Source organism: Spirosoma horti (assembly GCF_054776595.1).
The window spans coordinates 1-24,409 of sequence record NZ_BAAHBQ010000008.1; the positions used below are offsets into that span (position 1 = coordinate 1).

28 protein-coding genes and 1 rRNA gene are annotated in these 24,409 nt (G+C 47.9%); 15 read left to right on the forward strand and 14 right to left on the reverse strand.

Annotation, left to right across the window (positions count from 1 at the left end; all coding sequences use genetic code 11):
- The 4 genes from rrf to ACYVAM_RS23695 all read left to right on the forward strand — a co-directional run.
- A 5S ribosomal RNA gene (gene rrf / locus ACYVAM_RS23680) occupies positions 1–98 on the forward strand; the annotation flags it as partial.
- 128 nt (positions 99–226) lie between these two features.
- Positions 227–721, forward strand: a complete 495-nt coding sequence (locus tag ACYVAM_RS23685) for a (2Fe-2S)-binding protein (protein ID WP_461071696.1) — start codon at positions 227–229, stop codon at positions 719–721.
- Between the two features lie 2 nt (positions 722–723).
- Positions 724–2,868 (forward strand): xanthine dehydrogenase family protein molybdopterin-binding subunit, encoded by a 2,145-nt coding sequence (locus ACYVAM_RS23690; RefSeq protein WP_461071698.1) that lies wholly within the window; start codon positions 724–726, stop codon positions 2,866–2,868.
- Positions 2,869–2,921: 53 nt separating this feature from the next.
- Complete coding sequence (locus ACYVAM_RS23695; protein WP_461071700.1) at positions 2,922–3,218, forward strand: antibiotic biosynthesis monooxygenase family protein; 297 nt, start codon at positions 2,922–2,924, stop codon at positions 3,216–3,218.
- A gap of 50 nt (positions 3,219–3,268) precedes the next feature.
- On the opposite strand, the gene ACYVAM_RS23700 is transcribed toward ACYVAM_RS23695, so the two are convergent.
- Positions 3,269–3,643 carry a DUF3244 domain-containing protein gene (locus ACYVAM_RS23700; protein WP_461071702.1) on the reverse strand — a complete coding sequence of 125 codons (375 nt, stop codon included), beginning with the start codon at positions 3,641–3,643 and terminating at the stop codon, positions 3,269–3,271.
- A gap of 257 nt (positions 3,644–3,900) precedes the next feature.
- On the opposite strand from ACYVAM_RS23700, the gene ACYVAM_RS23705 reads away from it, so the two are divergent.
- Positions 3,901–5,028, forward strand: a complete 1,128-nt coding sequence (locus tag ACYVAM_RS23705; protein ID WP_461071704.1) for a glycoside hydrolase family 43 protein — start codon at positions 3,901–3,903, stop codon at positions 5,026–5,028.
- A gap of 92 nt (positions 5,029–5,120) precedes the next feature.
- On the forward strand, positions 5,121–6,203 hold the full coding sequence (locus ACYVAM_RS23710) for a Gfo/Idh/MocA family protein (protein WP_461071706.1): 1,083 nt from the start codon (positions 5,121–5,123) through the stop codon (positions 6,201–6,203).
- 65 nt (positions 6,204–6,268) lie between these two features.
- Here the strand turns inward: ACYVAM_RS23710 and ACYVAM_RS23715 are convergent, their stop codons facing one another.
- From ACYVAM_RS23715 to ACYVAM_RS23755, 9 genes are all read right to left on the reverse strand, one after another.
- Positions 6,269–7,921: a D-alanine--D-alanine ligase family protein gene (locus tag ACYVAM_RS23715; RefSeq protein ID WP_461071708.1), complete on the reverse strand. Its 1,653-nt coding sequence runs from the start codon at positions 7,919–7,921 to the stop codon at positions 6,269–6,271.
- A gap of 231 nt (positions 7,922–8,152) precedes the next feature.
- Positions 8,153–8,293 (reverse strand): DUF433 domain-containing protein, encoded by a 141-nt coding sequence (locus tag ACYVAM_RS23720; protein WP_461071710.1) that lies wholly within the window; start codon positions 8,291–8,293, stop codon positions 8,153–8,155.
- Between the two features lie 106 nt (positions 8,294–8,399).
- Entirely contained in the window at positions 8,400–8,666 is a 267-nt protein-coding gene (locus ACYVAM_RS23725) for a NifU family protein (RefSeq protein WP_461071712.1), read from the reverse strand.
- 41 nt (positions 8,667–8,707) lie between these two features.
- Complete coding sequence (locus tag ACYVAM_RS23730) at positions 8,708–9,811, reverse strand: Mrp/NBP35 family ATP-binding protein (RefSeq protein WP_461071714.1); 1,104 nt, start codon at positions 9,809–9,811, stop codon at positions 8,708–8,710.
- A gap of 38 nt (positions 9,812–9,849) precedes the next feature.
- Complete coding sequence (locus ACYVAM_RS23735) at positions 9,850–10,872, reverse strand: GSCFA domain-containing protein (protein ID WP_461071716.1); 1,023 nt, start codon at positions 10,870–10,872, stop codon at positions 9,850–9,852.
- Between the two features lie 238 nt (positions 10,873–11,110).
- The gene (gene rplI / locus ACYVAM_RS23740) at positions 11,111–11,554 is read right to left on the reverse strand and encodes a 50S ribosomal protein L9 (RefSeq protein ID WP_046575577.1); all 444 of its coding nucleotides are present in this window, start codon (positions 11,552–11,554) and stop codon (positions 11,111–11,113) included.
- Between the two features lie 90 nt (positions 11,555–11,644).
- On the reverse strand, positions 11,645–11,896 hold the full coding sequence (rpsR, locus tag ACYVAM_RS23745; RefSeq protein ID WP_018620831.1) for a 30S ribosomal protein S18: 252 nt from the start codon (positions 11,894–11,896) through the stop codon (positions 11,645–11,647).
- Positions 11,897–11,898: 2 nt separating this feature from the next.
- Positions 11,899–12,273, reverse strand: coding sequence for a 30S ribosomal protein S6 (gene rpsF, locus ACYVAM_RS23750; protein ID WP_046575574.1), 375 nt, complete (start codon positions 12,271–12,273; stop codon positions 11,899–11,901).
- A gap of 159 nt (positions 12,274–12,432) precedes the next feature.
- Entirely contained in the window at positions 12,433–13,374 is a 942-nt protein-coding gene (locus ACYVAM_RS23755) for a hypothetical protein (protein WP_461071718.1), read from the reverse strand.
- A gap of 180 nt (positions 13,375–13,554) precedes the next feature.
- On the opposite strand from ACYVAM_RS23755, the gene ACYVAM_RS23760 reads away from it, so the two are divergent.
- From ACYVAM_RS23760 to ACYVAM_RS23800, 9 genes are all read left to right on the forward strand, one after another.
- On the forward strand, positions 13,555–14,214 hold the full coding sequence (locus tag ACYVAM_RS23760; protein WP_461071720.1) for a YggS family pyridoxal phosphate-dependent enzyme: 660 nt from the start codon (positions 13,555–13,557) through the stop codon (positions 14,212–14,214).
- 136 nt (positions 14,215–14,350) lie between these two features.
- Positions 14,351–14,728: a DUF423 domain-containing protein gene (locus ACYVAM_RS23765; protein ID WP_461071722.1), complete on the forward strand. Its 378-nt coding sequence runs from the start codon at positions 14,351–14,353 to the stop codon at positions 14,726–14,728.
- Between the two features lie 118 nt (positions 14,729–14,846).
- Entirely contained in the window at positions 14,847–16,442 is a 1,596-nt protein-coding gene (locus ACYVAM_RS23770; protein WP_461071724.1) for a peptide chain release factor 3, read from the forward strand.
- 101 nt (positions 16,443–16,543) lie between these two features.
- On the forward strand, positions 16,544–16,876 hold the full coding sequence (locus ACYVAM_RS23775) for a hypothetical protein (RefSeq protein ID WP_461071726.1): 333 nt from the start codon (positions 16,544–16,546) through the stop codon (positions 16,874–16,876).
- Between the two features lie 103 nt (positions 16,877–16,979).
- On the forward strand, positions 16,980–17,201 hold the full coding sequence (locus tag ACYVAM_RS23780) for a hypothetical protein (protein ID WP_461071728.1): 222 nt from the start codon (positions 16,980–16,982) through the stop codon (positions 17,199–17,201).
- A gap of 161 nt (positions 17,202–17,362) precedes the next feature.
- Complete coding sequence (locus ACYVAM_RS23785; RefSeq protein WP_461071730.1) at positions 17,363–18,235, forward strand: ABC transporter ATP-binding protein; 873 nt, start codon at positions 17,363–17,365, stop codon at positions 18,233–18,235.
- Positions 18,232–19,068, forward strand: coding sequence for a hypothetical protein (locus tag ACYVAM_RS23790; protein ID WP_461071732.1), 837 nt, complete (start codon positions 18,232–18,234; stop codon positions 19,066–19,068). The genes ACYVAM_RS23785 and ACYVAM_RS23790 overlap by 4 nt, the downstream gene beginning before the upstream one ends.
- Before the next feature lie 2 nt (positions 19,069–19,070).
- Complete coding sequence (locus tag ACYVAM_RS23795) at positions 19,071–19,451, forward strand: GntR family transcriptional regulator (protein ID WP_461071734.1); 381 nt, start codon at positions 19,071–19,073, stop codon at positions 19,449–19,451.
- On the forward strand, positions 19,448–20,134 hold the full coding sequence (locus tag ACYVAM_RS23800) for a hypothetical protein (RefSeq protein WP_461071736.1): 687 nt from the start codon (positions 19,448–19,450) through the stop codon (positions 20,132–20,134). The genes ACYVAM_RS23795 and ACYVAM_RS23800 overlap by 4 nt, the downstream gene beginning before the upstream one ends.
- A gap of 112 nt (positions 20,135–20,246) precedes the next feature.
- On the opposite strand, the gene ACYVAM_RS23805 is transcribed toward ACYVAM_RS23800, so the two are convergent.
- The 4 genes from ACYVAM_RS23805 to ACYVAM_RS23820 form a co-directional block, all read right to left on the reverse strand.
- Positions 20,247–20,525 (reverse strand): hypothetical protein, encoded by a 279-nt coding sequence (locus tag ACYVAM_RS23805; RefSeq protein ID WP_461071738.1) that lies wholly within the window; start codon positions 20,523–20,525, stop codon positions 20,247–20,249.
- Between the two features lie 45 nt (positions 20,526–20,570).
- Complete coding sequence (gene bla / locus ACYVAM_RS23810; protein WP_461071740.1) at positions 20,571–21,620, reverse strand: class A beta-lactamase; 1,050 nt, start codon at positions 21,618–21,620, stop codon at positions 20,571–20,573.
- 28 nt (positions 21,621–21,648) lie between these two features.
- Positions 21,649–22,830 (reverse strand): cystathionine gamma-synthase family protein, encoded by a 1,182-nt coding sequence (locus ACYVAM_RS23815; RefSeq protein ID WP_461071742.1) that lies wholly within the window; start codon positions 22,828–22,830, stop codon positions 21,649–21,651.
- 187 nt (positions 22,831–23,017) lie between these two features.
- Entirely contained in the window at positions 23,018–24,343 is a 1,326-nt protein-coding gene (locus tag ACYVAM_RS23820; RefSeq protein WP_461071744.1) for a DEAD/DEAH box helicase, read from the reverse strand.
- Between the last annotated feature and the right edge of the window lie 66 nt (positions 24,344–24,409).

Here is a 24,409-nt window from a genome sequence, read left to right on the forward strand (position 1 = left end):
AGGCGGGTGTTCACCTCTTCCATTTCGAACAGAGTCGTTAAGCCCCGTACTGCCGATGGTACTGCTGTCACAAGCGGGAGAGTAGGAAGATGCCACCTATTGAAACCACAGAAGGCCTGTCCCAAAAAGGACAGGCTTTTTTGCGTTTAATAAGCTTTTAAGTGGTAGAATAATCATAATGCCGGCTTTCCGTATATTAGATTCTTCATCTCTTCCAGCTTTATAAATGGCTATTTATAAACTTCAAATCAACGGGCGTACTTATCAGGCAGATGTAGATCCTGATACTCCTCTTTTATGGGTACTACGCGATAATTTTGGACTGGTTGGCACGAAATACGGTTGTGGTATTGCCCAGTGTGGCGCTTGTACCATACACCTGAACGGCGAGGCTGTTCGTGCCTGTGTATTACCTGTTTCGTCAGTAGGTAAATCTAAAGTGACGACAATTGAAGGTTTATCGGCTACTGGAAATCATCCCGTTCAACAGGCATGGGATAAAATGGATGTGCCGCAGTGTGGTTATTGTCAGGCTGGCCAGATCATGACAGCGGCTGCATTACTAAAGCGTAATCCTAAACCGTCATCATCCGAAATTGATGAAACAATGACGGGCAATATTTGCCGGTGCGGCACTTATCACCGCATTCGGGAGGCCGTGAAACTAGCCTCTACATCGACTACACCAGCCGGAACAGCTAAAACCTCAAAAACGAAATAGCGATGCAGACAGTAGCGAATTCGAGCCGAAGAAACTTTCTGAAGATAGTGGCAACGGCTAGTGGGGGGCTCGTATTAGGGTTTAATTGGGTCGACTCCGAAGCGGCAACAGCCGCCGGTATTGCTCCCACTGGCGTTGATTTTAATAGCTACTTATCGATCAATCCACAAGGAATTATTACCATATTATCTCCGAATCCTGAGGTAGGACAAGGTATAAAAACAGCGTTTCCAATTATTGTAGCGGAAGAGTTAGATGCTGATTGGACAAAGGTTGTCGTTGAGCAGGCATCACTTGATACGAAAAAATTTGAACGTCAGGTTGCCGGTGGCAGCGGCTCTATTCCACATTCCTGGGAACGCTTGCGCAAAGCAGGCGCTACGGCCCGTCAGATGTTACTGGAAGCTGGAGCAAAGCGGTGGAATGTGCCCGCAACGGAGTGCACAACTAGTAATGGATTTGTGCTGCATTCAGCGAGTAGCCGCAAGCTGAGTTATGGAGAGTTGGCCACTGAAGCATCCCAATTGTCAGTTCCCAATAACGTTAAATTAAAGGCAGTAAAAGACTTCAAACTTATTGGCAGTTCAATTAAGAACGTCGATAATCCCAAAATCATAACAGGGAAGCCGTTGTTTGGGCTCGATTTCTATCGCGAGGGCATGTTATTTGCCATGATTCAGCGTCCGGCATTCGGCTATAAGTTGAAGTCGCTGAATGCTGATGCCGCAAAAGCAATGCCGGGCATCGTTAATGTGGTGACGTTTGAAAACAGTGTAGCTGTGGTTGGCAAGTCGACCTGGCAGGTGAAAAAAGCAAAAGATGCCCTTAAAATTGACTGGGAGAAAGCAGATGCTCTAGAAAGTACAGCCGATCACAACCGGTTATTTAAAGAATTATTGGATGGCTCTGACGCAACAGTACGTCGGAAAGATGGTGACGTTGATACAGCGTTTAAAAATGCCGCCAAGGTAGTTAAGGCGGAATATCAATGTCCGTTTCTTTCTCACGCTCCCATGGAGCCAATGAACTTTTTTGCCCATGTCCGGCCAGATGGAGTAGAATTAGTGGGCCCTACCCAAACTCCCGAACTAGCTCGGAATGAAACCGCCAAACTGCTTGGGATCGCTCCGGATAAAGTATCTGTGCAGTTAACCCGGATGGGTGGTGGATTTGGTCGTCGGTTAAAAGCCGATTATGTTGTGGAAGCTGTTCAGGTGTCTAAACTGGTGAATGCACCCGTGAAAGTGATCTGGTCCCGTGAAGACGATATGACGGGTGGAAGTTATCGTCCAGCCGTACGATACCGTTTTGAGGCTGCTCTGGATGCGCAGGGCAATATGATTGGTTATAAACTTCGGGGTGCTAGTATTAATGCTGGTAATTCGACAAGGGAAGATAACTTTCCGGCGGGTGCTGTCGATAACCTACTGATCGATAGTGTAGACCATAAATCGCCAATTACAACTGGCCCCTGGCGAGCACCCATCACAAACTTCCTGGCTTTTGCTGAACAGTCGTTCATTGATGAAGTTGCGCAGGCGGCTGGCAAAGACCCCGTTCAGTTTAGGCTGGACTTGTTGGATAAAGCGAAGCAAAAGCCAACTGGAGCAATCAAGTATGATATTGACCGCATGAAAGGCGTTATCAATCTGGCTGTTGAAAAATCAGGTTGGGGCAAAAAGAAAGACGCCAGTGGAAAGCCCGTAGCACAGGGTTTCAGCGTCTATTTTTCCCATCGCTCTTATGTAGCTCAGGTAGGCGAAGTTGTCGTGGTGAAAGGTAAACCCGTTTTGCAGAAAGTGTATTCAGCCGCTGATTGTGGTGTGGTTATAAACCAAAGTGGATCGCAGCAACAAGTAAGAGGCTGCATTGTGGATGGTATTGGGCATGCCATGTATGGTAATATCACGTTTAAAGAAGGCGTGCCTCAACAAAAAAACTTTAACGAATACCGCCTGATCCGACTCAACGAAATTCCTGAAATCGATGTCCATTTTGTTCAGAATGAAATCGATCCAACCGGTTTGGGAGAACCTTCGCTACCGCCAGCCGGTGGAGCCGTTGCCAATGCTATCTTTAAAGCAACGGGTAAACGATTAAGAAGTCAGCCATTTGTGGAGCAGGAAGAATTTAAGGGCGTCTCGTAGAATACAGGTTTTTGATTGTAATTCAATTATTTACACCCTAACTAGTTTACACTATGTATGCTCGCGTGATTCAATTCCCCTTAAAGGCTGAACATATTACGGATGCAATCAATTATTTTCAGGATACGGTTGGACCAGCGCTTAAGGAACTTGATGGGTTTAAGAATAGTCGTATGCTGACCAACTCAACGACTAATCGGGGGCTTATGGTAACCATATGGGCATCAGAAGCGCAACGGCAGGCCGCTGAATCGAGCGGTTTTCTAAATGATATTCTGAAACATATGGGTAGCTATTTTGATGGTCCGCCAACGGTTGATTACTACGAAGTGAACGTTCAGGTAGCATAAAAAGATGGGGTCCAGCTGTAAGGCTGGACCCCATCTTTTTAATGACTCTCCTATTGCATTGCAATAATACGGCTTGTTTCGTCTTTAAGAGCGGTTGACAGGCTTACCTGTTTCCGTATGCTCCCATCTTTTGATGAAAATTCTAGGTCATACTGCCCATCGCTTAACTCATTGACATTCAATTTCACCATATACTTCGACTCTTTTTTGCTGATGTACTGCCGGAACAAGACTTCATTGTCTTTATCTCGGAGCAGAACAAGCACCCGTACATCAGTCGTTTTTTGAACAGATACCCGTATTCGCTTATCAACCGTGACATAGGCACTGGCATCGAAGGACAACGCCTTGGGGTGAGTTGGGTTTGTTAACGTTGTGGCGCTTAAAAGAAGAGAAACCGTCAAATTGCTTAGTAGTGAAAACATGGTAGTAGTTGTTTAGTTGTTTACTGTTCATTCACAATAGGCCAAAGGACGTGCCAGTTATTTAAATTATCTGATTATCAATAAGTTGACAGGAGATTTATGCCTTTTTCTTGTCCGTATCTGGACATACTTTGTTCACTTGCGGACAAAATAACAGGGTAGTTAATGAGTGAAAAGCTGTTGCCCTGTTTACCAATTCAGTAAAATAAGGACGGCATTATCTTTTCTGTGTTTGACAGAAATACACTCAAATAAGGATGATAAATTTCAGTAAGCTCAGGAATCTGATGCTGGTATGCCTGGTAGCGGGCGTGTACCTCGGTGCTTGCCAAAGTAACAAGGACAAACAGGATAACGACGAGAAAAGTAGTATAGCTACTGACTCAACGGCCAGTGCGCAGCCACTCTCGAAGCCATTGGTGAGCCATATTTATACTGCCGATCCATCGGCCCATGTTTTTGATGGTAAAATTTACATCTATCCGTCTCATGACATTGATGCTGGCATAAAAGAAGACGATGAAGGCGCCCACTTTGCCATGCGCGACTATCATATTCTATCAATGGATAGTATCAATGGCAAAGTTACGGATCATGGCGTAGGGCTGGATATCAAAAATATTCCCTGGGCGGGTCGTCAACTTTGGGCACCCGATGCGGCTTTTAAAAATGGTACTTATTATCTGTACTTCCCGGTCAAGGATAAGAAGGACGTGTTTCGAATGGGCGTTGCGACTAGCAAATCGCCAAGCGGCCCCTTTAAAGCAGAGCCGACGCCGATAGAAGGCAGCTTTAGCATAGATCCAGCTGTTTTTACGGATACTGATGGCCAATCCTACATGTATTTCGGTGGTATTTGGGGTGGTCAGTTACAGCGTTGGGCGACCGGTAAATACGCAGCTAATGGGTCTAAAACAGATTCCGGTAACGATAAAGAGCCAGCCCTGGCTCCTAAGGTTGCCCGAATGAGCAAAGACATGCTGCACTTCGACGCTCCTGCCAGGGACGTGAAAATCCTGGATAAAGATGGGAAACCGCTATTGACTGGCGATCACGACCGGCGGTTTTTTGAAGGTGGCTGGATGCATAAATACAATGGCAAGTATTATTTCTCCTATTCAACTGGCGATACGCATTTTCTGGCCTATGCTATGGGTAATTCGCCGGAGGGCCCATTTACATACCAGGGTGCTTTTATGACGCCCGTAAAAGGCTGGACAACCCACCACTCGATTGTGGAATTCAAGGGGAAATGGTACATTTTTTATCACGATACCGAACTGTCGGGCAAAACGCACCTGCGGAATATCAAGGTAGCTGAACTAGTTCATAAAGCTGACGGAACCATTGAGCCCATTAATCCGTATCCTGCTAAGAAAATGTAAGTACACAGTCCTAATTGTATGTGTTAAGTTTGTGGTCTGAATCGATTACTCAACTGAATTCAGACTACGCTTAAATCTGTATCAAATTAAGTATGTCAAGCACTATTCAACCCATACGGGTACTTGTTGTTGGATGTGGCAACATGGGCGCATCACACGCTATTGCCTACCAGTCAATTGACGGATTCGAAATTTGTGGTATTGTCTCGACCGGAAACAGTAAAGTCGTTCTGAATGAACGCCTGGGCGGAGGCTATGCCTTATTTAGTGACTATGCAAAAGCGTTGACAGAAACAAAGCCCGATGCCGTTTGTATCTCCACGTACCCCGATACCCATGAAGCTTTTGCCCTGATGGCCTTTGAACAAGGGTGTCACGTATTTATGGAAAAACCGATTGCCGACACGGTTGAAGGAGCGAAGCACGTCATGGCAGCCGCTCAGAAAGCAAACCGGAAACTGGTTATCGGCTACATTTTACGGCATCATCCGTCCTGGGCTAAATTCGTTGAGGTAGCCCAGGGGTTAGGTAAGCCGCTGGTGATGCGGATGAACCTCAATCAGCAAAGCCATGGCACCATGTGGACTGTTCACCGGAATCTGATGAAAAGTCTTAGCCCGATTGTCGATTGTGGGGTACATTACATTGATGTCATGTGCCAGATGACCCGCTCGAAACCACTGCAGGTCAACGCTATTGGCGCTCGCCTGACCAATGATATTCCCGTTGGTAATTACAACTACGGTCAATTGCAGATTCGGTTTGAAGACGGTTCTGTAGGCTGGTATGAAGCCGGTTGGGGGCCTATGATGAGCGAAACGGCTTTTTTCGTAAAAGACGTCATCGGGCCGGACGGCTGCGTGTCTATCGTCGCTAAAAATGCGGGAGCTGCCGGGAAGTCGGATAATGTAGACTCGCACACGAAAACAGAATCGCTGCGCGTCCACCGGGCCGCACTCGATGCAAACGATCAATTTGTAGAGTCCGACACCTGGATCGATATGCAGGATGAGCCAGATCACCAGGAGCTCTGCAACCGCGAACAACGCTATTTCCTGGAATCTATTCGGGAAGATCGCGACTTGACGGATCACATGCAGGATGCCGTAAGCAGTCTGGAGATTGCCTTCGCCTGTGATGAATCCGTTCGGACGGGGCAGCCGGTTATGTTATAATTTACCCTAAAAACAGAAAGGCGTGCTAGGGTCTCAATCCTAGTACGCCTTTCTGCTTTTGAACATTATACGTAACGTTCGGTAATGTGTCGGGCCCGCTCGGCTGTCTCAACCAACAGAGGATGGCGCGGCTGGCTTAAGGCTGTCTCCAACTCAGCAATCGTATCTTTAAAAAGTAAGTTGACCGGAATCTCATGCGATTCCAGTTTGCTCTTGATGTACATTAACGAGGGCAGTACTGTAGCCGAAGCCGCCAGCTCATTGTACTGTTGCTTAGCGGCAATGAATTCTTCATCAGTAGGACCAAACGAAACGACTCGTTCGGGTAATGGATTGGCTTTTCGGGCGGCCAACTGTGCATCCAAAGAGGCCAGCAGACGTTTAAGATGAAAGGTGTCTTTGCCCGTACGAATGCGTTCCCGTAGCGACTGGCGAATAAGATAGGTTAGGGAATTGGATAAGTTCAACCCGATTTCAGCCATCTGCTTAAAAATCAGCGATGAGGGCGACATACCCGGAATGGTATTTGGGTCGTGCAAAAGGACATCTCCCGCAGGAGTCAGGAAGCCGTCAATTCGCGAATAAACATTGATGCCCAACCGACTGAATACCTCTGCCACGGCCAACTGAATTTTTCGGTTGTTTTCCAGGCTTGTGTCAACCGGTATCCGCTTTTTGGTTGTATTCAGCTTGTACTTCGAGTCGAAATCGAAGCTCGTGACATTATAAATCTCCGTAGGTGGCAAAGCGATAGCCACCTGGTCATCGTCCTGAATGACGCCACAAGAAAACTCCTGACCCGTAATGAATTCCTCAAATAGAACTTCATCTTCAGCGTTCAACGAGGCCAACGACACCGGCTGGCCCTCTTGGGTGATGGCATTCAGCTTCGTAACAAAATCGGCTGGGTGGCTGATTATTTCGCCCGTTTGCTCAATAACGACAGGAAAGCTGATACCAGAGTCCAGACTTACCATTTTTTGAGCCAATTCGTTTTTTTCGTCCGTTGACAGGCTCGACCATTCACTTAATTTGCTCCAGCCATCCGGTTGTACGCTCATCGTGAAGAAACATTGCTCCACGGAGCGGCAAAATAGAGCTAGGTCTGCTTCACGAACGATAGCTACGCCGATGGAGGAGCCCTGATGAGGAGCCTTCACAACGATTGGCAGCCCCAGATGCTCAACCAGAGAGTTGAAGAATTGGGCTTTATCGGCCTGTTCGTAGGCATCCCGGCTAATGGTAGCCGTTTTTTTCTGCTGACCATTGGCCAGCGCAATCAACTCATTTTGCAGGATTTTATTGATACCCACTGCCGAGCCAACCAGCCCTGGTCCCGTATAAGGCATTTTGTGCCACTCCAATAAACCCTGAATGGCGCCATCTTCGCAGTCGGGGCCGTGCATGGCCAGAAATGCCAGGTCAAAATGGTCACGAAACTGTTCCGGGCGTAATTCAGGCAGGGTTGCATCAAGTGCGTCGATAGGTAGTGACTCATCGTAAACCGAAAAGCCGGAATTATCCTGTGGTAAAGCTTCACGCAACGAAGGCGACTGAAGAAAGCTGGGCTCGACAAGCCGAAATCGCCCACGGCCATCGACAAACACCAGAACTGGCTCGAACAACCCTTTATCTAAATTAGCCAGGGCGGTACGCCCACCGGCAAACGAAACCTCCCGCTCCCGCGCTGGTCCACCGAAGAAAATGCCTATTTTCACTGAATTGAGGAATAATACGAACTGCAAAGAAACAAAAAAACGCCTGATTCGGCGTTTTTAATGGCTGAGAAACTGGCGACGATTGTATTTTAAGGTTTGACTATTGTCGCTCCTGGCTCTAGTGGATAGTCAAGCGTTTCTAACAATCGAGGAATTACAGACTGTAAAATAGGGTATGCATCCGTGTACGTATCTAACACAATAATTGGTGTAGGATATTTTATGTTTTCATCAAGCAACAGCCTCATATATTAAATCGAGGTTTGTAGCTTTCAAGAGACGTTCCGCTATTTTTAAAGTAGCAACAACTTGTTCCTTCGATACTGTAGGGAAATCATCTAAAAAATCGTCTACTGAAATGCCTAATTCCAAATGGTCGAATAACGACTGAACAGGTACCCTCGTTCCTTTAAAAACGGGGTACCTCCCATCACTTTTGAACTTATTGAAATAACATCTGGTAGCACACTATTACCAATTAAAACGCAGGTGTGATATTCACTGCCTCAACTTTTGTGATCTCGGGTACGGCTTTCAGAATCGCTTCTTCCAGACCACCCTTGAAGGTCATAGCCGACATAGGACAGGAACCACAGGAGCCCATCAGTTCGAGCCGAACGGTTTTATCGCCTGTAACTTCCAGTATCTTCACATTGCCGCCATCGGCTGCCAGATAAGGTCGCATACTGTCGAGAGCCCTTTCTATTTTACTTATCAGCTGGTCGTTATTGACTACCGTCTCCATTGATTGATTGATTTACGGTAAATTTATACTTTCTACGTTGTTTATGCAACCTGAACACGCTCCGTGCGGTCAAGGCTGGCATTGCGGATCGCTACCTGCTGAGCGAGAGCCTCGGCGGCTGCCTGAAAGGCTTCCGATGCAACCGGTTCACCGACACTGATGGCGGGCCGACCTTCGTCGCCTGCTTCACGAATGCTTTGTACCAGCGGAATCTGTCCCAGCATCGGTACATTGAACTGATCAGCCAGTGACTGACCGCCCCCCTTACCAAATATATAATACTTGTGGTCGGGTAATTCGGCTGGAGTGAAATACGACATGTTCTCAATCACCCCCAACACCGGCACGTTGATTTGCGGCTGACGAAACATGGCCAGCCCTTTTGTTGCATCGGCCAGCGCTACTTTCTGGGGTGTTGTCACGATGATTGCGCCCGTAACCGGTACCGTCTGTACAAGCGTTAAATGAATGTCACCGGTGCCTGGTGGGAGATCGATGAGCAGGTAATCCAATTCGCCCCAATCAGCATCCGAAAAAAACTGTTGCAAGGCCCGGCCAGCCATGGTGCCCCGCCAGATAATGGCCTGACCCGGAGCCACCAGGAAACCCATCGACAACAGTTTGATGCCAAACTGTTGAATGGGTTCCATGCGGGTTTGTCCATCCACCTGGAAAATGCGTGGCTGAATGTTTTCAGCACCGAACATCGTTGGCATGGAAGGACCATAAATATCCGCGTCGATAATGCCCACTTTTGCACCGGATTTGTGAAGCGCAATGGCCAGGTTAGCCGTTACCGTAGACTTGCCGACGCCACCTTTTCCCGATGAAACAGCAATAATGTTTTTTACACCTGGCAGCGTGGGCGCATTAACCCGTGTCGACGTTACGTCCGACGTCATGTCGATCGTAATCAGAATATCGGCCCCTATATGTGCATGAATGGCGTCTTCGCAGCGTTTGCGAATAACTTCCTTCAGTGGACAGGCTGGTGTCGTTAAGACGACAGTGAAACGCACAGAGCCAATGCCCAGCACGACATCCTTCACCATATTCAGCGAAACAATGTCGCGCTTTAAATCGGGTTCTTCAACGGTGCTCAATGCCCGTAGAACAGCTTCTTTAGATAATCGGTAATCAGACATAAAAATGAGAAAAGAGAGCGGGAGAAGGAAAGGTAAACTTAAGCGAACTCTTTTTCGCCCTCCTGCCGTTCAACCAGTTCTCCCTGTTTTAAACGACTTCGCACCTCTGCCAGTTCCGCTGACACATCTGTGTGTTGAGCGATAGCGTCCAGTTGTGCCATTAATTTTGTCAGAAACTGAAAATGCGCCGGGCTGTCGGTTCCATAAAGGGGCCGATGGGCTAACGATTTACTGATTTGTGACCATTCGGCCACAAAGGTACGAAGTTCGTTGTCAAACGCACACTCCGCAAATTTGCCAAAAATGTACTCATGAGCCTGTGCGTTGGGATGAATCATGTCGGCTTCGTAGAAACGATAATCGCGCAGATCATCCATCATCATCTCGTAGGCGGGAAAGTAAGCGACCCAATCATTCCAGGTGGTCAGCTCGTGCGAAACTACCCGCAATGTAGACTTACTTACGCTATTCAGTGGTAACGTATCGCGGGTATGGCGCACCGGGCTAACCGTCAGTAATACATTTAGTTTCGGGTTGGCTCGCCGTAGTGTTTTCAACAGACGGGCCAGGTCGTCGCGTAAATGATCGATTTGATACAGGTATTTTTCGAAGAAGGAACCGGGCATTTTATGGCAATTGGCGACTACGTTACCCGTTTCAATATGCCGGTAGACAACAGCAGAACCGAGCGTAATAAACAGAAAATCGGCCTTGCGAATGGCATCCGCCGTGAGCGTCAGGCAGGCCGTAAGCTTATTACGTAATTCATCCTGACTTTTGGCCCAGAGAGACGAATGGAAGTCATAATGAAACCATATGCCATTGCGCTCAACATAGCCGTCTTCATCAGGAGAAAGGCTCCGAAGTGCCATCGTTATTAATTTGGCGATGGAAACCGGATTGAAGATCGTTCCGAATGGATTGATCAATACCGGCAATTTACAATCAGCTAACCGACGTCCCATAACATCGGCAAAGCACGATCCGATGGTTACGATCCGGCTGTTCAGACCCAGGCGATGGGGTAGTGATTCGGGCGAAAATTCGGTATGAAACTGCATACTTAATCAACAAAAAACGGGGCTGATTAGGTCCGCTTCAAGTAAAAGATTTCCTTAGCTAATTGCCTGATTATGAAGTGGAGAGTAGGCTTTTTATGTATTCGTGGTAGGCTATTAATTAGGTAAAGAATGCGTTAAGATGCCACTCACCAGTTGATCGTTTTGAACCCGGTATAACAAAAAATCGACCAGCCTCGTCATGCAACGTGCCGGTCGATTTCTCAGGAAATAGGAGGGGCTACTCAGCCGAAACTACTTCGAATTTTACTTTGTGCTTCACATCCTTGTGCAGGTCGAGCGAAGCTTCGTAAGTACCAAGTACTTTAACATCTTCAACCGTAATTTTCTTCCGGTCGATGTCGAAGCCTTTCTCACGCAGCGCTTCAGCAACCTGGGTGTTGGTTACCCGGCCAAAAATCTTGCCGCTGTCACCTGCTTTCGCTGGGATGGTCAACGTCATGTCGCCGATGCCATCCGCAATAGTTTGGGCTTCGGTTTTGATTTTTTCGGCTTTGTGAGCTGCCTGACGAATGTTTTCAGCAACGATCTTCTTGTTAGAATCGGTTGCCATCATAGCAAATCCCTGAGGAATCAGGTAATTGCGACCGTAACCGGGCTTCACCGCAACGGTGTCGTTCTTATAGCCTAGGCCGGCAATATCGGTTTTTAAAATGATATCCATTTTTTGAAAAAGGTTTGTAGTTTGTGGTTTGCGGTTTGTAGTTTCTTCTGAAAACAACGTTCAGCAACTACAGACAACGAACTACAAACTTTATTTCAGTGAATCGCCTACGTAAGGCAGGATGGCCAGATGACGAGCGCGTTTGACAGCCTGGGCCACTTTGCGCTGGTTTTTAAGGGTTGTTCCGGTTAACCGCCGTGGCAGGATTTTACCTTGCTCGTTCAGCAGTTTCAGCAGGAAGTTACCGTCCTTGTAATCGATGTATTTGATACCGGCTTTTTTAAAGCGGTCGTATTTTTTGCGGTTCTCGGTTTTCGAGACTGATTCGTTTTGCAAACTCATGATTACTTGGCCTCCCCGGCGTTTTCGGTTTGTTTTTTCTTACCCACTAAGCCATTGCGCTTACGATCGTTGTAGGCAACAGCGTGCTTGTCGAGCGAAACCGTCAGGTGACGGATGATGCGCTCGTCACGGAGATACTCGGTGTTGAGTTTCTCGATGATCGTGCCGGGGGCCTTAAACTCGAAGAGTTGGTAGTAACCCGTGTTCTTATGCTGAATTGGATAGGCCAGCTTGCGCAGACCCATGTGGTCTTCATGGACCAGTTCCGCACCGTTATCGGTCAGCACTTTGCGAAACTTGTCAACGGCGTCCTTCATCTGAGCATCAGATAAAACGGGAGTTAAAATGAACACCGTTTCGTAGTTATTAGGAAACATTTTTTTGTAATTTGTTTGAAATGAGGCCGCAAAGGTAAGAAATAAACTGATAATCGCAAAGGTAAACGAGTGAATAAACGTAAGTAAGCGATAAAAAGTAAGTGCCGCTCCCGGCTGGAAAGCGGCACTCACTTTTTATCGCGAAGGCGTCAGTAAGGCTTACTTGATGGTAAATTCACCTTCACCGATTCGGAAACCTTCACAGTAGACCTCTACATCGTGTTTTCCTTCTTTAAATGGCTGGCCACCCCGTCCATAAAAGAAGTCAAGCCGTTGGCGACTATTGTCGAAGGTGAATTTTTGCATAGCGGTATAGATCATACCCTGATTGTTATACATAAACTCACCCGATCCTGTCGCTAGATCGGAGACAACGGCTCCCGAAGGGTCAATGACCCGTACATAAATTAGCTTTTCGTCTTTCTTCGCTAATCCGTTGGGAGACAGCTGTATCGATATGTGAATTTTATCGGTTCTTTTGGCCTTGTATGTACCGCCATCGGTTTCTTTTCCTTTGGCATTCACACCATTGATCGTAACAGATTCGGCGTGTAAGGCAGCAGCGATGGTCACTTTTTCGGCTAACTCCTGGTTTTTGATAGTAACCGATACGACCGAGTCACTTAACGACTGCTTTTCGGCTTTGAGACCATTGTTCTCCTGCGTAAGCGATTCATTTTGCTGAGACAATACGCCATTTTCTTCTTTCAGCCGGGCGATTTCCTGATCTTTCTGCACCAGAATGGCCTGGTAGTTCCTGATCTTCTGATCGTACTTCTTACTGTCGAACGAACTAACATTTTTCAGCTCCCGCTTATCGACCTCTAATTGAGCTTTTACTTTCATCAATGAATCGATGCTTCCCCCCAATCGCTGAATTTCAGCAATTTTAGTGTCAAGTTGTGCTGAAATGGAGTCGAGTTTTGTTTTAGCTATAAGGACTTCTTCCGTCTTTGCCGCAATGGTCGCATCTTTTGTTTTATTGTCCTGCCGCTCCTGGTAATAGAAGTATAACAGCAGTACATTGAGGGCAGCCAGAATTAGTAAGGCAGCCAATAAGTAGCTACGACTGTTATTCTTGGGTTGTGGTCTGGGTTCCATTGGGGTCATGTTAGGCTGAAGAGTAAAGGTTAAAATCCTTACCAAAACTAAACCAAAGAGTTATTTATTGTCTCCATTATCTGGTTTATGGCCAAAAACTACGGCTTCCGACGCAGTTATCAAACCTATATTTGTACAATATTAGCAAACCGTTGGTAGAAGACAACTCCATAAGATAGTATGATTGCTGAATCAATTCGCCTGATTGAGAGTGAATTACAGAATAAAGCTAAGCTAATTGCTGTGACTAAAACAAAACCTGTCGAGTTGTTGCGCGAAGCGTATGACGCTGGTTGTCGACGGTTTGGTGAGAATAAAGTTCAGGAAATGGCCGATAAATATCCGCAGCTACCACCCGATATCGAGTGGCATCTGATCGGGCATTTACAGAGCAATAAAGTGAAGTACATCGCATCGTTTGTGGCGATGATTCATTCGGTCGATAGCCTGAAGCTTCTGCAGGAAATAAATAAACAGGCCGCCAAGCATAACCGGGTTATTGACTGCCTTCTGCAAATTTATATTGCCGATGAAGAAACCAAATTTGGCCTCTCGGCCGACGAAGCTGAAGCGCTGCTCAACGCACCTGAGCTGGACGACTTGCCCCACGTGCGTATTGTGGGTTTGATGGGGCTGGCCACCAATACTGAAGATGAGTCGCAGATTCGGCAGGAATTTAGGGGACTTAAGCTTTTATACGATCAACTGGGAGCAATTCAACGGCCTATGATTCACTTTCAGGAGCTATCTATGGGAATGAGTGGTGATTATCGGATTGCCGTGGAAGAGGGTAGTACGATGGTTCGGGTTGGGAGCGCTATTTTCGGAAGCCGTGTCTGAACTAAATGATTTAGGCGCCCTAAAGCTGCACCGCGTCAATCAGGATGGCAACTAGCTTCAACCAAATAGTAGTGAGTCGTTTTTCAAATTAATCAAAAAACCAAATCCTGCGGGGCTATCCGTCGGTTCAGACACAATGAAATTCTTTATTCAATCCGGGGCTGTTTTAGGCTTGCTGGGCGTGGCCATTGGGGCCTTTGGTGCACATGCCTTACGGGCTATGCTCGACGCGTCCGGGCGGGCGGCTACCTTCGAAACCGCCGTTAAGTACCAGTTTTACCACGCTGTTGCCCTCATCTTGGTTGGTATACTGATGCATTTGTTTGGGAGCAATCCTACTATCGTGAAGTTACTCAGCTGGTCGGGTTACTCATTTTTGGGTGGAGTACTCGTCTTTTCGGGCTCACTTTATGTATTGTGCTTTACCGGTATCACCTGGCTTGGTGCCATTACACCCCTCGGCGGACTGGGTATGATTGCAGGCTGGGCCTTACTGCTTTGGGCGTTTTTGTAGGGTGAAGAATGATGAATTATAAGTGAAGAATAGCGAAGCCCTTCCATAAGCTTATTCATCACTCATCATTTATAATTCATCATTGAATCCGTATCTTTGTACCTTGATTCTGAGAATAATGCAAACGAATATACAGGCCGAAACGGCCCGTCGACGGACGTTCGCCATCATTAGTCACCCCGATGCTGGTAAAACGACGCTGACTGAAAAACTGCTGCTTTTTGGGGGTGCCATTCAAACGGCGGGTGCTGTCAAATCCAATAAAATCAAGAAGACGGCTACGTCCGATTTTATGGAAATTGAAAAGCAACGGGGTATCTCGGTGGCCACCTCCGTGATGACGTTCGAGTACGATAACCTGAAAATCAATATCCTCGATACACCTGGTCACAAAGATTTTGCGGAAGATACATATCGGACACTTACGGCTGTCGATAGTGTTATTCTGGTAATCGACTGCGTGAAAGGCGTGGAGGAACAAACTGAGCGGTTGATGGAAGTTTGCCGGATGCGCGATACACCGGTCATTATTTTTATCAATAAACTCGACCGCGAAGGCCGAAATCCATTCGACCTGCTGGATGAACTGGAAGAAAAACTGAACATTCGCGTTCGGCCGATGACGTGGCCCGTTAACATGGGCTCCGACTTTAAAGGCGTTTATAGCCTGATCGAGAAAAAATTATATTTCTTCAAAGCCAACAAAACGAAGGTGGAGGCCGATGTGCTGCCTATCGACCTGGCCGATGATTTGCTCGATACCAAAGTTGGCGCACGTGATGCGGCCCAGCTTCGGGAAGATGTCGAATTGATCGACGGTGTGTATGACAGCTTTGACCGGCAGGCATATCTGGATGGCAAGCTGGCACCCGTATTTTTTGGGTCGGCGGTCAATAACTTTGGCGTAAAAGAATTGCTCGAAGGTTTTTGCGATATATCGCCGGAGCCCATTGCGCGGCCTACCGATAAGCGGGAGGTGGAGCCCGGTGAGAAAAACTTCAGTGGGTTTGTCTTTAAAATTCACGCCAACCTCGACCCGCGCCACCGCGACCGGATTGCGTTTTTGCGGATTTGTTCGGGCGTGTTTGAGCGAAATAAATTCTATCACCACACGCGGCTGGACAAAAACGTGCGGTTTGCCAGTCCATTCAGCTTCATGGCTGATAGCAAGAGCGTGGTAGAAGAAGGCTTCCCCGGCGATGTAGTGGGTCTTTATGATACCGGCACGTTTAAAATTGGCGACACGCTGACGGAAGGAGAAGACTTGCAGTTCCAGGGAATTCCGAGTTTTTCACCGGAAATCTTTAAAGAACTGGTCAACCTCGATCCGATGAAGTCGAAGCAACTGGATAAGGGTATTCAGCAGTTGACCGATGAGGGCGTTGCTCAGTTATTCACGCTTGAACTGGGCAACCGGAAAATTGTTGGTACGGTTGGTGAGCTTCAGTTTGAAGTTATCCAGTACCGATTAGAAAATGAATATGGCGCCAAATGCCGCTGGGTGCCCCTGAATTACACGAAAGCCTGCTGGATTACAGCCGAAAATCCGGTTAAGCTGGCTGAGTTCATCCGGTTGAAAGGTAATCAGATTGCGTACGATAAAGATCAGAACCCCGTGTTTCTGGCCGAATCGGATTGGATGCTGCGCATGAATGAGCAGAACAATCCCGATGTTACCTTCCACCTCACGTCGGAGTTCAAGGTAGCCGTTTAGTACCTTCGGCTTTCTATTTATGTAGAAAAGTTGATATATCGAAAACTCATAGGCAGCGAGTGAGTTATGGTTAGTATAAACTCACGTTAACGAGACAACTAATGATTAACTCACTCGCAACCTTTGGCTTGCTTCTGGCACTCGCCGGAACCGCAACTGCTCAACAGAAACAACCCAGCCGCTCGACAACGAAAAAATCGACCAGCGGTACCATATCTTCCACCGATGCCGCTCGTTCAAATCCATCGGCGGCCAATACCCACGACGGAACAAACGGGGCATCTACCGGAACCGGTCTAACGAATGATCAGTATCAGGCAAATGGTAGTTCGCCGAATCGCGGCACGACCAAAGTAGATGCTGAAAGTAGCGTTAGAACCGGCCCCTCGAACGTGAAGGCTAAGAAAAAAGCGCCTAAAGATGGTAATCAGTAAGTGAGCTGAATCAGGCTAACTCATTGATTTAATGTACGTTTAATAACTTCTGGAGATGAGCGTGGTTCTCATTGGTATAAAAAGGAATAAACTAGCTAGACCAATGAAAAAACTACTGATTGCTGCCGTTGCTGCCCTGTTGATGTCAGGTGCCGCCTTTGCTCAGGATGACATGAAGAAAGATGCCAAAGCGGAGCATAAGAAGATGAAGCACGATGCTAAAATGATGAAGAAAGAAGCCAAAAGTACAGGCGACGACATGAAAGCCGATGCGGCTAAAGACATGAAGAAAGACGCTAAGGCAATGAAAAAGAAAGACAGCTAGCCTTTCCGACGCTCGTTTTTAGTACAGTAAAGAACCTCTCTTTGTGGGAGGTTTTTTTTATGCCCAAAAATTAAAAACTGTTAAACGCTTGACACATATCTATTAAACTTACTACTATTGCAGTGTACTATTTATCTAATACACTATAATACCATGCCTGTATGATTGAGTTTCGCGATGTGTCGTTCGGCTACCAGCGAGGTAAGCCGCTGTATGAAGGATTGAGCCTAACGCTGACGCCGGGTTCTATTTATGGATTGCTGGGGCCAAATGGCGCTGGTAAGTCAACCTTACTGCGATTACTATCTGGTTTGTTGTACCCCCAATCAGGATCGATTCAAGTTGGGCCATATGTTCCGGGAAATCGTCAGCCTGCTTTTCTGGAAAATTTATTTCTGGTACCGGAAGAGTTTTACATGCCTCCGGTACGCATCCGGCAGTTTGTGGAATCAAACGCGCCATTTTACCCGCACTTCGATCGCGAGCAAATGGCTGGCTATATTCACGAGTTTGGCCTGACCGACAATCAGAAGCTGAACGAGTTGTCGTATGGTCAGAAAAAGAAAATCCTCATTGGGTTTGGATTGGCCACTAACACCGCCGTACTCCTGATGGATGAGCCAACCAATGGGCTCGACATTCCTTCAAAAAGCCAGTTTCGGCGAATGGTAGCCGGTGCGGTCGATGAGAACCGCACGGTCCTAATTTCAACCCACCAGGTTCGTGATCTCGAAACCCTGATCGATCCCATCGTTATTCTGGCCGAGCGCTCGCGCTCCCACATGACCGTGGCGCTCAAAGCCAGTGTTGACGAAATTACGGCCCGGCTGTGGTTTGGCCTGGTGCCTGAACTGGAGAAAAACAAGTCAATCCTATATTCTGAACGAGCCGTTGGCGGCTATGCGATCGTCGCCGAAAATCCGTTGGGAGAGTCGAGTCGACTGGATCTGGAGCGCTTATTTAACACCGTACAGGCTGAGCCAGCACGAATTAGTCAATTGTTTTCATCCACCTCAACTTTCTCAAAGGTATGAACCAGACCTTTTCAGTAAGCCGTTTCGGGCGGTTGTTGCGAACGTACTTTACCGACAATCGGGGGCAGTTGCTGGCAAACCTTGGGTTGCTTGTTAGTGCTTTATTCGTCGCCTGTGTATTTGCGTATCAGGGTTCCCCGGCTGCCGTTGACAGGCAGCGTAATTTATTGTTCTTTTTAGTTGTCTGGCCATGCTGGTATATGTTCACCGTACAGCAAACGGCGGTGTTGAATCAAAAAGAACGAGCGATTACTTATCTGATGCAACCAGCATCACAGGTTGAAAAAATTGCGCTGATCTGGCTTATTTCAGGGCTTGGGTTTGTGGTTGTGTATTTATCAGCTTTTGGTGTACTAGATGCCATCGGAATATCGATTGTTAATAATCGCCATTGGACACCAGAGCAAGTCGCTATGATTCGAATGCAGGGTGGCCTTCATGCACTACAATCGATTTTCAGTGAAAAGAATATTGGTAGCACCCCGACCCAGTTATGGGTATTTACGGCCCTGCTACATCCGTTCACACTATCGTTTGCCTTGTTTATTCGTCGGTATACAATGCCATTGGTGGTTATAATAGCCTTTGCTCTGCTAATCTTTGGCTTCCTGGCCAACAACTATTTTTTACAAGTATTGACCGATTCCAGCAGTATTCGGAGTAATACACCTTTTTCGGATGCTTTCGCCCAGTCACCCATGGATCAGTACCACTATCGAAAAATTAGAATGACTCAGCCGATCGGTAATCAAATTAGCTATGCAGTGGGGGGGATGGTCGTGGTCTTTTTATACATCATGGCCTATTTTCGGCTTAAAGAACGGGAGGTATAACGATGGATTTTCGAGATAAACAAGCCATATACCTACAAATTGCCGAGCATGTCAGCGAACAGGTACTATTGGGACGGTGGCCAGTGGGGGAGAAGATTCCGTCGGTACGGGAACTGGCCGCTGAGCTGGAAGTGAACCCCAATACAGTGATGCGGACCTACGATTTCCTGAGTCAGAAAGGCGTCATCAGCAACAAACGAGGCATCGGCTATTTCCCAACCGACGGGGCTTCGGACCAAATCAAGCTATACCGTCGCGAACAGTTTCTGGAAAACGATTTGCCAGTTTTCTTCAAAAACCTGTACCTGTTGGGTATCGAGTTGTCGGAAATAGAGACGCGTTACGAACAGTTTATTGCAGACCACTATCAGCCAAAATCATGAAGACAAGCCATATTTTACTCGCGCTAATTACGGTAGTCACCTTATCCGGAATGGTGGCGACCGATCTGTTGCTCAAGGAGCAATATGATAAAATCGACTGGCGTAATACGTATCAGGACTTTAAGAAGCAAGATTTGCCGAATGCCCGCCATTGGGTAGTTTCCGGTACGCCAACCAATGAAGTTATCGTGATGAAAACGGTAGATAAGCCGCAGGCATTGATAGCACCGGATGAAGTCAAGTTTTATCGGGTCCGGCTGCAGGGCGATACCGCATTTGTGTCGTTTACGCCCGATTATAGCGGCTACCGTAATTCGCCACAAGATGACGCAGGCCGTGAATTGGGCGTTCAGTTGGTATTGAGATTGCCAGGTTTTCAGACATTGACCGTTGAAAACGCACGGCTTACGTTGTCTGGTTTGTCAACCGATTCGCTCACGGTCTCGTTAGCTCAAAGTCGTTTGCGAACGCATAACGTCGCTGTTTCAGCGCAATTTAAGTTGAAGGTAACTCAAAATAGTTTTGCCATGTTGGGAAACGATCAATACAAATCGTTGCAGGCCGTAGTGGCCGATTCGAGCGGGATGCAACTTAACAACAGTCGGGTCGATGCTTTCACCAAAATCATCTCGCCAAAGGCCGGAATACAGTTAGAAGGGCAGGCTCTGAAATGGCTCAAATAAAATAGGGTAAGGACTTATTTTTAAATGAGCCATTTCAAGTAATCACGCAAGCCCTACCCACATCGGCGTTCTGATTTGGGTAAGGCTTGCGTTTGTTTTGCATGAAGTAAGGTCAGAAATGGCGTGTCGTTGATTTCAATTGTGGCTCCTCTTTTCCGTTTGGATAAGCACCCAGCATGAAAAAAAAGCCACCGATAAAGGCGAACCATATCAGCCATTTCAGAAAGGGCAAACGGTCTGTTAGGGGAGGGAGAACCACAATGCCGCAGATCAATAACAGAACAAGTGACGCACTTGATCCACTGCTATCCGTCAGGCCACCCGTATGAACGACGATTGCTACAGCCATAATGATGTACATCAGGCCCATAAACCATTGCACTTGTCTCATATGAAATGATCTTTTGTTAAGAGTAACAAAAGATCATTTCATATGTTACCGGACTGAGTTTGCGATGGCTGGTGATTGGTACAGGAAGTAGTCATAAATGCTTCGGGCGGCATGCGCTATCGTTTGCTCGCGTTCGGCCAGGGGCATGGGCGAATCACCCACAAACACGGCAATAGCAATGTGACCGGCGTTATCGGGCAGAGTAATGATACCCACATCATCTGTTGCGCTACCATCCAGCGAACCCGTTTTGTGAGCAATAACCGTAGCCGGTGGTAAATAGCCTTTCAGGCGGGCAGCTCCACCCCGGCACCGTTCCATAACGCCCAGCAACAAGGCCCGGCTTTCGGGCTTGAGCGCCGTTCCCCGGTAGATTTGCGTCAACAGATTGACCATGGCCTCAGGAGTCGACGTGTCGCGCGGATCAGTTTTGAGTTTGATGGCGGCCGCCCGTTTCATTTCCGGTGTGGTCGCACTGTCTAATTTCGCGTAAAAACCAAGTGTCCATTTATCGGATGGCGGAAGGGTAATACCGTCGAGGTCGGCCAGCAATTGGATGATGGTACGGTCAACGGACATACCCTGAATGCCCAGCGCTTTCACTCGATTCTGAACAGCCTGTGTGCCACCCACCAACCGGAGTAAAATGTCCGTGGCGGAGTTGTCGCTGATAACCATCATCAATTCCAGCAGATTCTGAACGGATAGCTGAACACCGGGTTTGGCGAACAGTACGTCCAATGTACCGCTACCCGGATGCAGGTCCGACGGTTGCAAATCGACCATGGTCATGAGGGAAAGCTGCCCCTTCTCGATCATCGTAAAGAGTTGTACGGCAATGGCCACTTTGATGGTGCTTGCCATTGGAAAGCGTTCCTGCAGATTCATACTAACCTGCCTGCCCGATTCGAGATGGAGGGCGCAAATGCCCACTTTTCCCTTGGCCAGCCCGGCAATACGCTCCAGTTCCTGCTGCAGTCGTTGTGTAGCCAAATCCGGTTTCGAGGTTGTATTGGTTTGGGCAGTTGCTGACTGGTTAATAAACAGCGAAAGCCCGATGAAGAGGAGGAAGAGAGTTGAGAGAATTGATTTCATCGATTGGTTCACGAAAGCTGAGGGAGTTTTACAAAATGGCCAATGCATTATCTAGATCAGTAAGAAGATCGCTGACATTCTCAATGCCGACGGAATACCGAATCAGGCTTTCAGGTATACCAAGTTGTTTGCGCTGTTCTTCGGTTAACTCCACATGGCTGGTGGTTCTTGGTGGCCCGGCCAGCGTACTGACGGAGCCCAGACTAGCGGCCAGATGCACGAACTGAAGTTTGGGCAGGAATTTCTTGACGTTATCATAGCTGCCATGCAGTGAAAAGCTCATGATGCCACCGAAGCCCGACATCTGCGCTTTGGCAATAGCATGTCCGGGGTGAGTCTCCAGGCCAGGGTAAAAAACATCGCTCACTTTTGGATGTGCTTTCAAGTGTCTGGCAATAGTGAGGGCCGATGCGTTCTGCCGCTCGATCCGTAATTCCAAAGTTTTCATGCCTCGGGCAATCATGTAAGCCGCATCGGCCTGTAGGCTGGCTCCGTTAATTTCCCGGAACTGGAACACCTTCTCGACCAGTGCTTTACTGCCGCATAACACACCGCCCATGGCATCAGAGTGGCCCCCCAGAAATTTGGTCGCGCTGTGCACCACCAAATCGGCTCCCAGCGCCAGGGGATTCTGGTTAATGGGCGTGGCAAAGGTGTTATCGACTACCGTTATGGCGCCCACTTTTTTGGCTGCGGCTGCTAAGCGCGCTATGTCGACAATTTTCAGGGTAGGATTAGTTGGCGTTTCCAGATAAAGCACGTCGCAACCCTTCGCGATTTCGGTTTCGAGCTGGTCGAAGTCGGTCGTATTGCAGAGCGTGACGTTTACCTGATAGCGGGGAAGAAAGTCGAGGAAGAGCCGACTGGTACCGCCGTAGGTATCATTGAGCGACACCACCCGTTTGCCCGGTCCCAGCAGCGCGAACAGTGTATTGCTGATGGCACCCATGCCCGTGGCGAAGGACGTAGCCGCTTCAGCGTTTTCCAGAATACGGATTTTCTCTTCGAGTACGTGTACGGTAGGGTTGGTATTACGACTGTAAATGTAGCCTTCTGCTTTCCCGGTGGCCACGTTGTGCCATTCGTCCAGATCATCGTAGGCAAAGGCGACGCTCTTTACAATAGGTGTTGTGACGGCACCGTCATTGTAGTGATCGGTTTCACCAGCCCATACCGAGGCTGTGCTTTTTTTGTAAGCTGAAAAATCCATTATAGGTTGTATGTAGGTTGTTGGCGCATAACTTGTTGCGCTAAGGCCAGAAATTGACAAGAAGGTAATATTACAGAAAAAGACGATCAGCCGCATCGTGAACGGGGCAATACCTGTCTAATTTATATGGATTTGTTCATATGTGAAGCAAGTCTCTCGTAAGAAGGGCGTAACATGACGTTTTCCTTCAGCGGGCAACCTCAATCTTATACTTCTTGCCTTTCATCTTTTCCTGACTGATTTTGCCCAGTAACGACTGAACTTTCTCCTGCTTTACGGCGGCAAAGGAGATAAAATCCTGTACGTCGATACGCCCCAGATCGCCTTTCTCCAAACCGCCTTTCTGGGCAAAGAAGCCAACAATATCGACTTTATTCAGCTTGTTTTTCTTGCCGCCACTAATGTACAGGGTCACAAAATCAGGTGGCTCGGGCAGGTTGGTTTTGGCTGACAGATGAAGTTCTTCGAGCGAGTCAGCCGCCAGATAGGCCGGTGGCGCTTCATCGCGGGACAGAATGACATAGGCTGTTCCGGTGGCGTGCATGCGGGCTGTTCGGCCATTGCGATGCGTAAACTCGTGTTCCTGCAACGGCAAATGATAGTGAATGACATGCTTCATTTCGGGAATGTCCAGCCCACGGGCGGCCAAATCTGTCGTGACCAGATAGCGCGTACTGCCATTCCGAAATTGAATCAGGGCCCGTTCCCGGTCGGCCTGTTCCATGCCGCCATGATACACGAGCGAGTGAATACCCCGTTCGGCCAGTAGCTCACTGGTGCGCTCGGATGCGTCCCGGTGATTACAAAAAATCAGGGCAGACTCCGAATTCAGTGAACAAAGGAGCGTAAAGAGGGTGTCGATTTTATCCTTCGACTCCGAATAAACCAGTTTTGTCGTCAGCCCGGCTTCTTCATCCGCTTCTGCCGCAAACGTTAGCCGGGTGGGCGACTTGAGCCGGATAAACTCGGGAATGCTGACGCCCGAGGTAGCCGAGACGAGCACGCGTTTGCGGAGATTGCGTAAACCGTGAACAATAAAATCCATCTCATCATGGAAGCCAAGCGCCAACGATTTATCGAATTCGTCCAGCACCAGCGTATGAATCCCTTCCAGTGAAAAGCTACGTCGGGTAATGTGATCGGCAATGCGGCCGGGCGTACCGATCAGAACGGCGGGCGGATTACTTAGATTTTTGATTTCGGTTTCTACCGGGTGCCCGCCATAGCATACATTCACTTTATAGCCCGTCGCCATTTTTTTCCATACCTGCTCAATCTGTATCGCCAATTCGCGCGAAGGGGCCAGAATCAGGCATTGCACCTTTGTCTGGTCGGGTTTGAGCAGATCGAGTAGGGGCAGCAGGAATCCCACCGTTTTACCTGACCCGGTAGGTGCAATCAAAAAGGTATCATTGTCCTGCCGGATCGCTTTTTGCGCGGCTTCCTGCATGGGATTCAACGCCGAAATGCCGAGGCTTGTCAGAATTTGGGCTTGTTGCTGAGGGCTTATCATCCTGTAAAAGTAGCTCAAAATGCGGGGGGCTACTAAACTTAGCCTTACCTTCGTAGTCTATTTGAC

What these genes read in the sequence shown, in the direction of transcription:
- ACYVAM_RS23800 (WP_461071736.1), top strand. Translation starts at nt 19,448, where the DNA reads ATGAAGACAAGCCATATTTTACTCGCGCTAATTACGGTAGTCACCTTA.
- ACYVAM_RS23785 (WP_461071730.1), top strand. Translation starts at nt 17,363, where the DNA reads ATGATTGAGTTTCGCGATGTGTCGTTCGGCTACCAGCGAGGTAAGCCG.
- ACYVAM_RS23775 (WP_461071726.1), top strand. Translation starts at nt 16,544, where the DNA reads ATGATTAACTCACTCGCAACCTTTGGCTTGCTTCTGGCACTCGCCGGA.
- ACYVAM_RS23815 (WP_461071742.1), bottom strand. Translation starts at nt 22,830, where the DNA reads ATGGATTTTTCAGCTTACAAAAAAAGCACAGCCTCGGTATGGGCTGGT.
- ACYVAM_RS23705 (WP_461071704.1), top strand. Translation starts at nt 3,901, where the DNA reads ATGATAAATTTCAGTAAGCTCAGGAATCTGATGCTGGTATGCCTGGTA.
- ACYVAM_RS23695 (WP_461071700.1), top strand. Translation starts at nt 2,922, where the DNA reads ATGTATGCTCGCGTGATTCAATTCCCCTTAAAGGCTGAACATATTACG.
- ACYVAM_RS23730 (WP_461071714.1), bottom strand. Translation starts at nt 9,811, where the DNA reads ATGTCTGATTACCGATTATCTAAAGAAGCTGTTCTACGGGCATTGAGC.
- ACYVAM_RS23795 (WP_461071734.1), top strand. Translation starts at nt 19,071, where the DNA reads ATGGATTTTCGAGATAAACAAGCCATATACCTACAAATTGCCGAGCAT.
- ACYVAM_RS23710 (WP_461071706.1), top strand. Translation starts at nt 5,121, where the DNA reads ATGTCAAGCACTATTCAACCCATACGGGTACTTGTTGTTGGATGTGGC.
- ACYVAM_RS23820 (WP_461071744.1), bottom strand. Translation starts at nt 24,343, where the DNA reads ATGATAAGCCCTCAGCAACAAGCCCAAATTCTGACAAGCCTCGGCATT.
- ACYVAM_RS23755 (WP_461071718.1), bottom strand. Translation starts at nt 13,374, where the DNA reads ATGGAACCCAGACCACAACCCAAGAATAACAGTCGTAGCTACTTATTG.
- ACYVAM_RS23760 (WP_461071720.1), top strand. Translation starts at nt 13,555, where the DNA reads ATGATTGCTGAATCAATTCGCCTGATTGAGAGTGAATTACAGAATAAA.
- ACYVAM_RS23685 (WP_461071696.1), top strand. Translation starts at nt 227, where the DNA reads ATGGCTATTTATAAACTTCAAATCAACGGGCGTACTTATCAGGCAGAT.
- rpsR (WP_018620831.1), bottom strand. Translation starts at nt 11,896, where the DNA reads ATGAGTTTGCAAAACGAATCAGTCTCGAAAACCGAGAACCGCAAAAAA.
- rpsF (WP_046575574.1), bottom strand. Translation starts at nt 12,273, where the DNA reads ATGTTTCCTAATAACTACGAAACGGTGTTCATTTTAACTCCCGTTTTA.
- ACYVAM_RS23765 (WP_461071722.1), top strand. Translation starts at nt 14,351, where the DNA reads ATGAAATTCTTTATTCAATCCGGGGCTGTTTTAGGCTTGCTGGGCGTG.
- ACYVAM_RS23805 (WP_461071738.1), bottom strand. Translation starts at nt 20,525, where the DNA reads ATGAGACAAGTGCAATGGTTTATGGGCCTGATGTACATCATTATGGCT.
- ACYVAM_RS23790 (WP_461071732.1), top strand. Translation starts at nt 18,232, where the DNA reads ATGAACCAGACCTTTTCAGTAAGCCGTTTCGGGCGGTTGTTGCGAACG.
- rplI (WP_046575577.1), bottom strand. Translation starts at nt 11,554, where the DNA reads ATGGATATCATTTTAAAAACCGATATTGCCGGCCTAGGCTATAAGAAC.
- ACYVAM_RS23700 (WP_461071702.1), bottom strand. Translation starts at nt 3,643, where the DNA reads ATGTTTTCACTACTAAGCAATTTGACGGTTTCTCTTCTTTTAAGCGCC.
- ACYVAM_RS23735 (WP_461071716.1), bottom strand. Translation starts at nt 10,872, where the DNA reads ATGCAGTTTCATACCGAATTTTCGCCCGAATCACTACCCCATCGCCTG.
- ACYVAM_RS23770 (WP_461071724.1), top strand. Translation starts at nt 14,847, where the DNA reads ATGCAAACGAATATACAGGCCGAAACGGCCCGTCGACGGACGTTCGCC.
- bla (WP_461071740.1), bottom strand. Translation starts at nt 21,620, where the DNA reads ATGAAATCAATTCTCTCAACTCTCTTCCTCCTCTTCATCGGGCTTTCG.
- ACYVAM_RS23690 (WP_461071698.1), top strand. Translation starts at nt 724, where the DNA reads ATGCAGACAGTAGCGAATTCGAGCCGAAGAAACTTTCTGAAGATAGTG.
- ACYVAM_RS23725 (WP_461071712.1), bottom strand. Translation starts at nt 8,666, where the DNA reads ATGGAGACGGTAGTCAATAACGACCAGCTGATAAGTAAAATAGAAAGG.
- ACYVAM_RS23780 (WP_461071728.1), top strand. Translation starts at nt 16,980, where the DNA reads ATGAAAAAACTACTGATTGCTGCCGTTGCTGCCCTGTTGATGTCAGGT.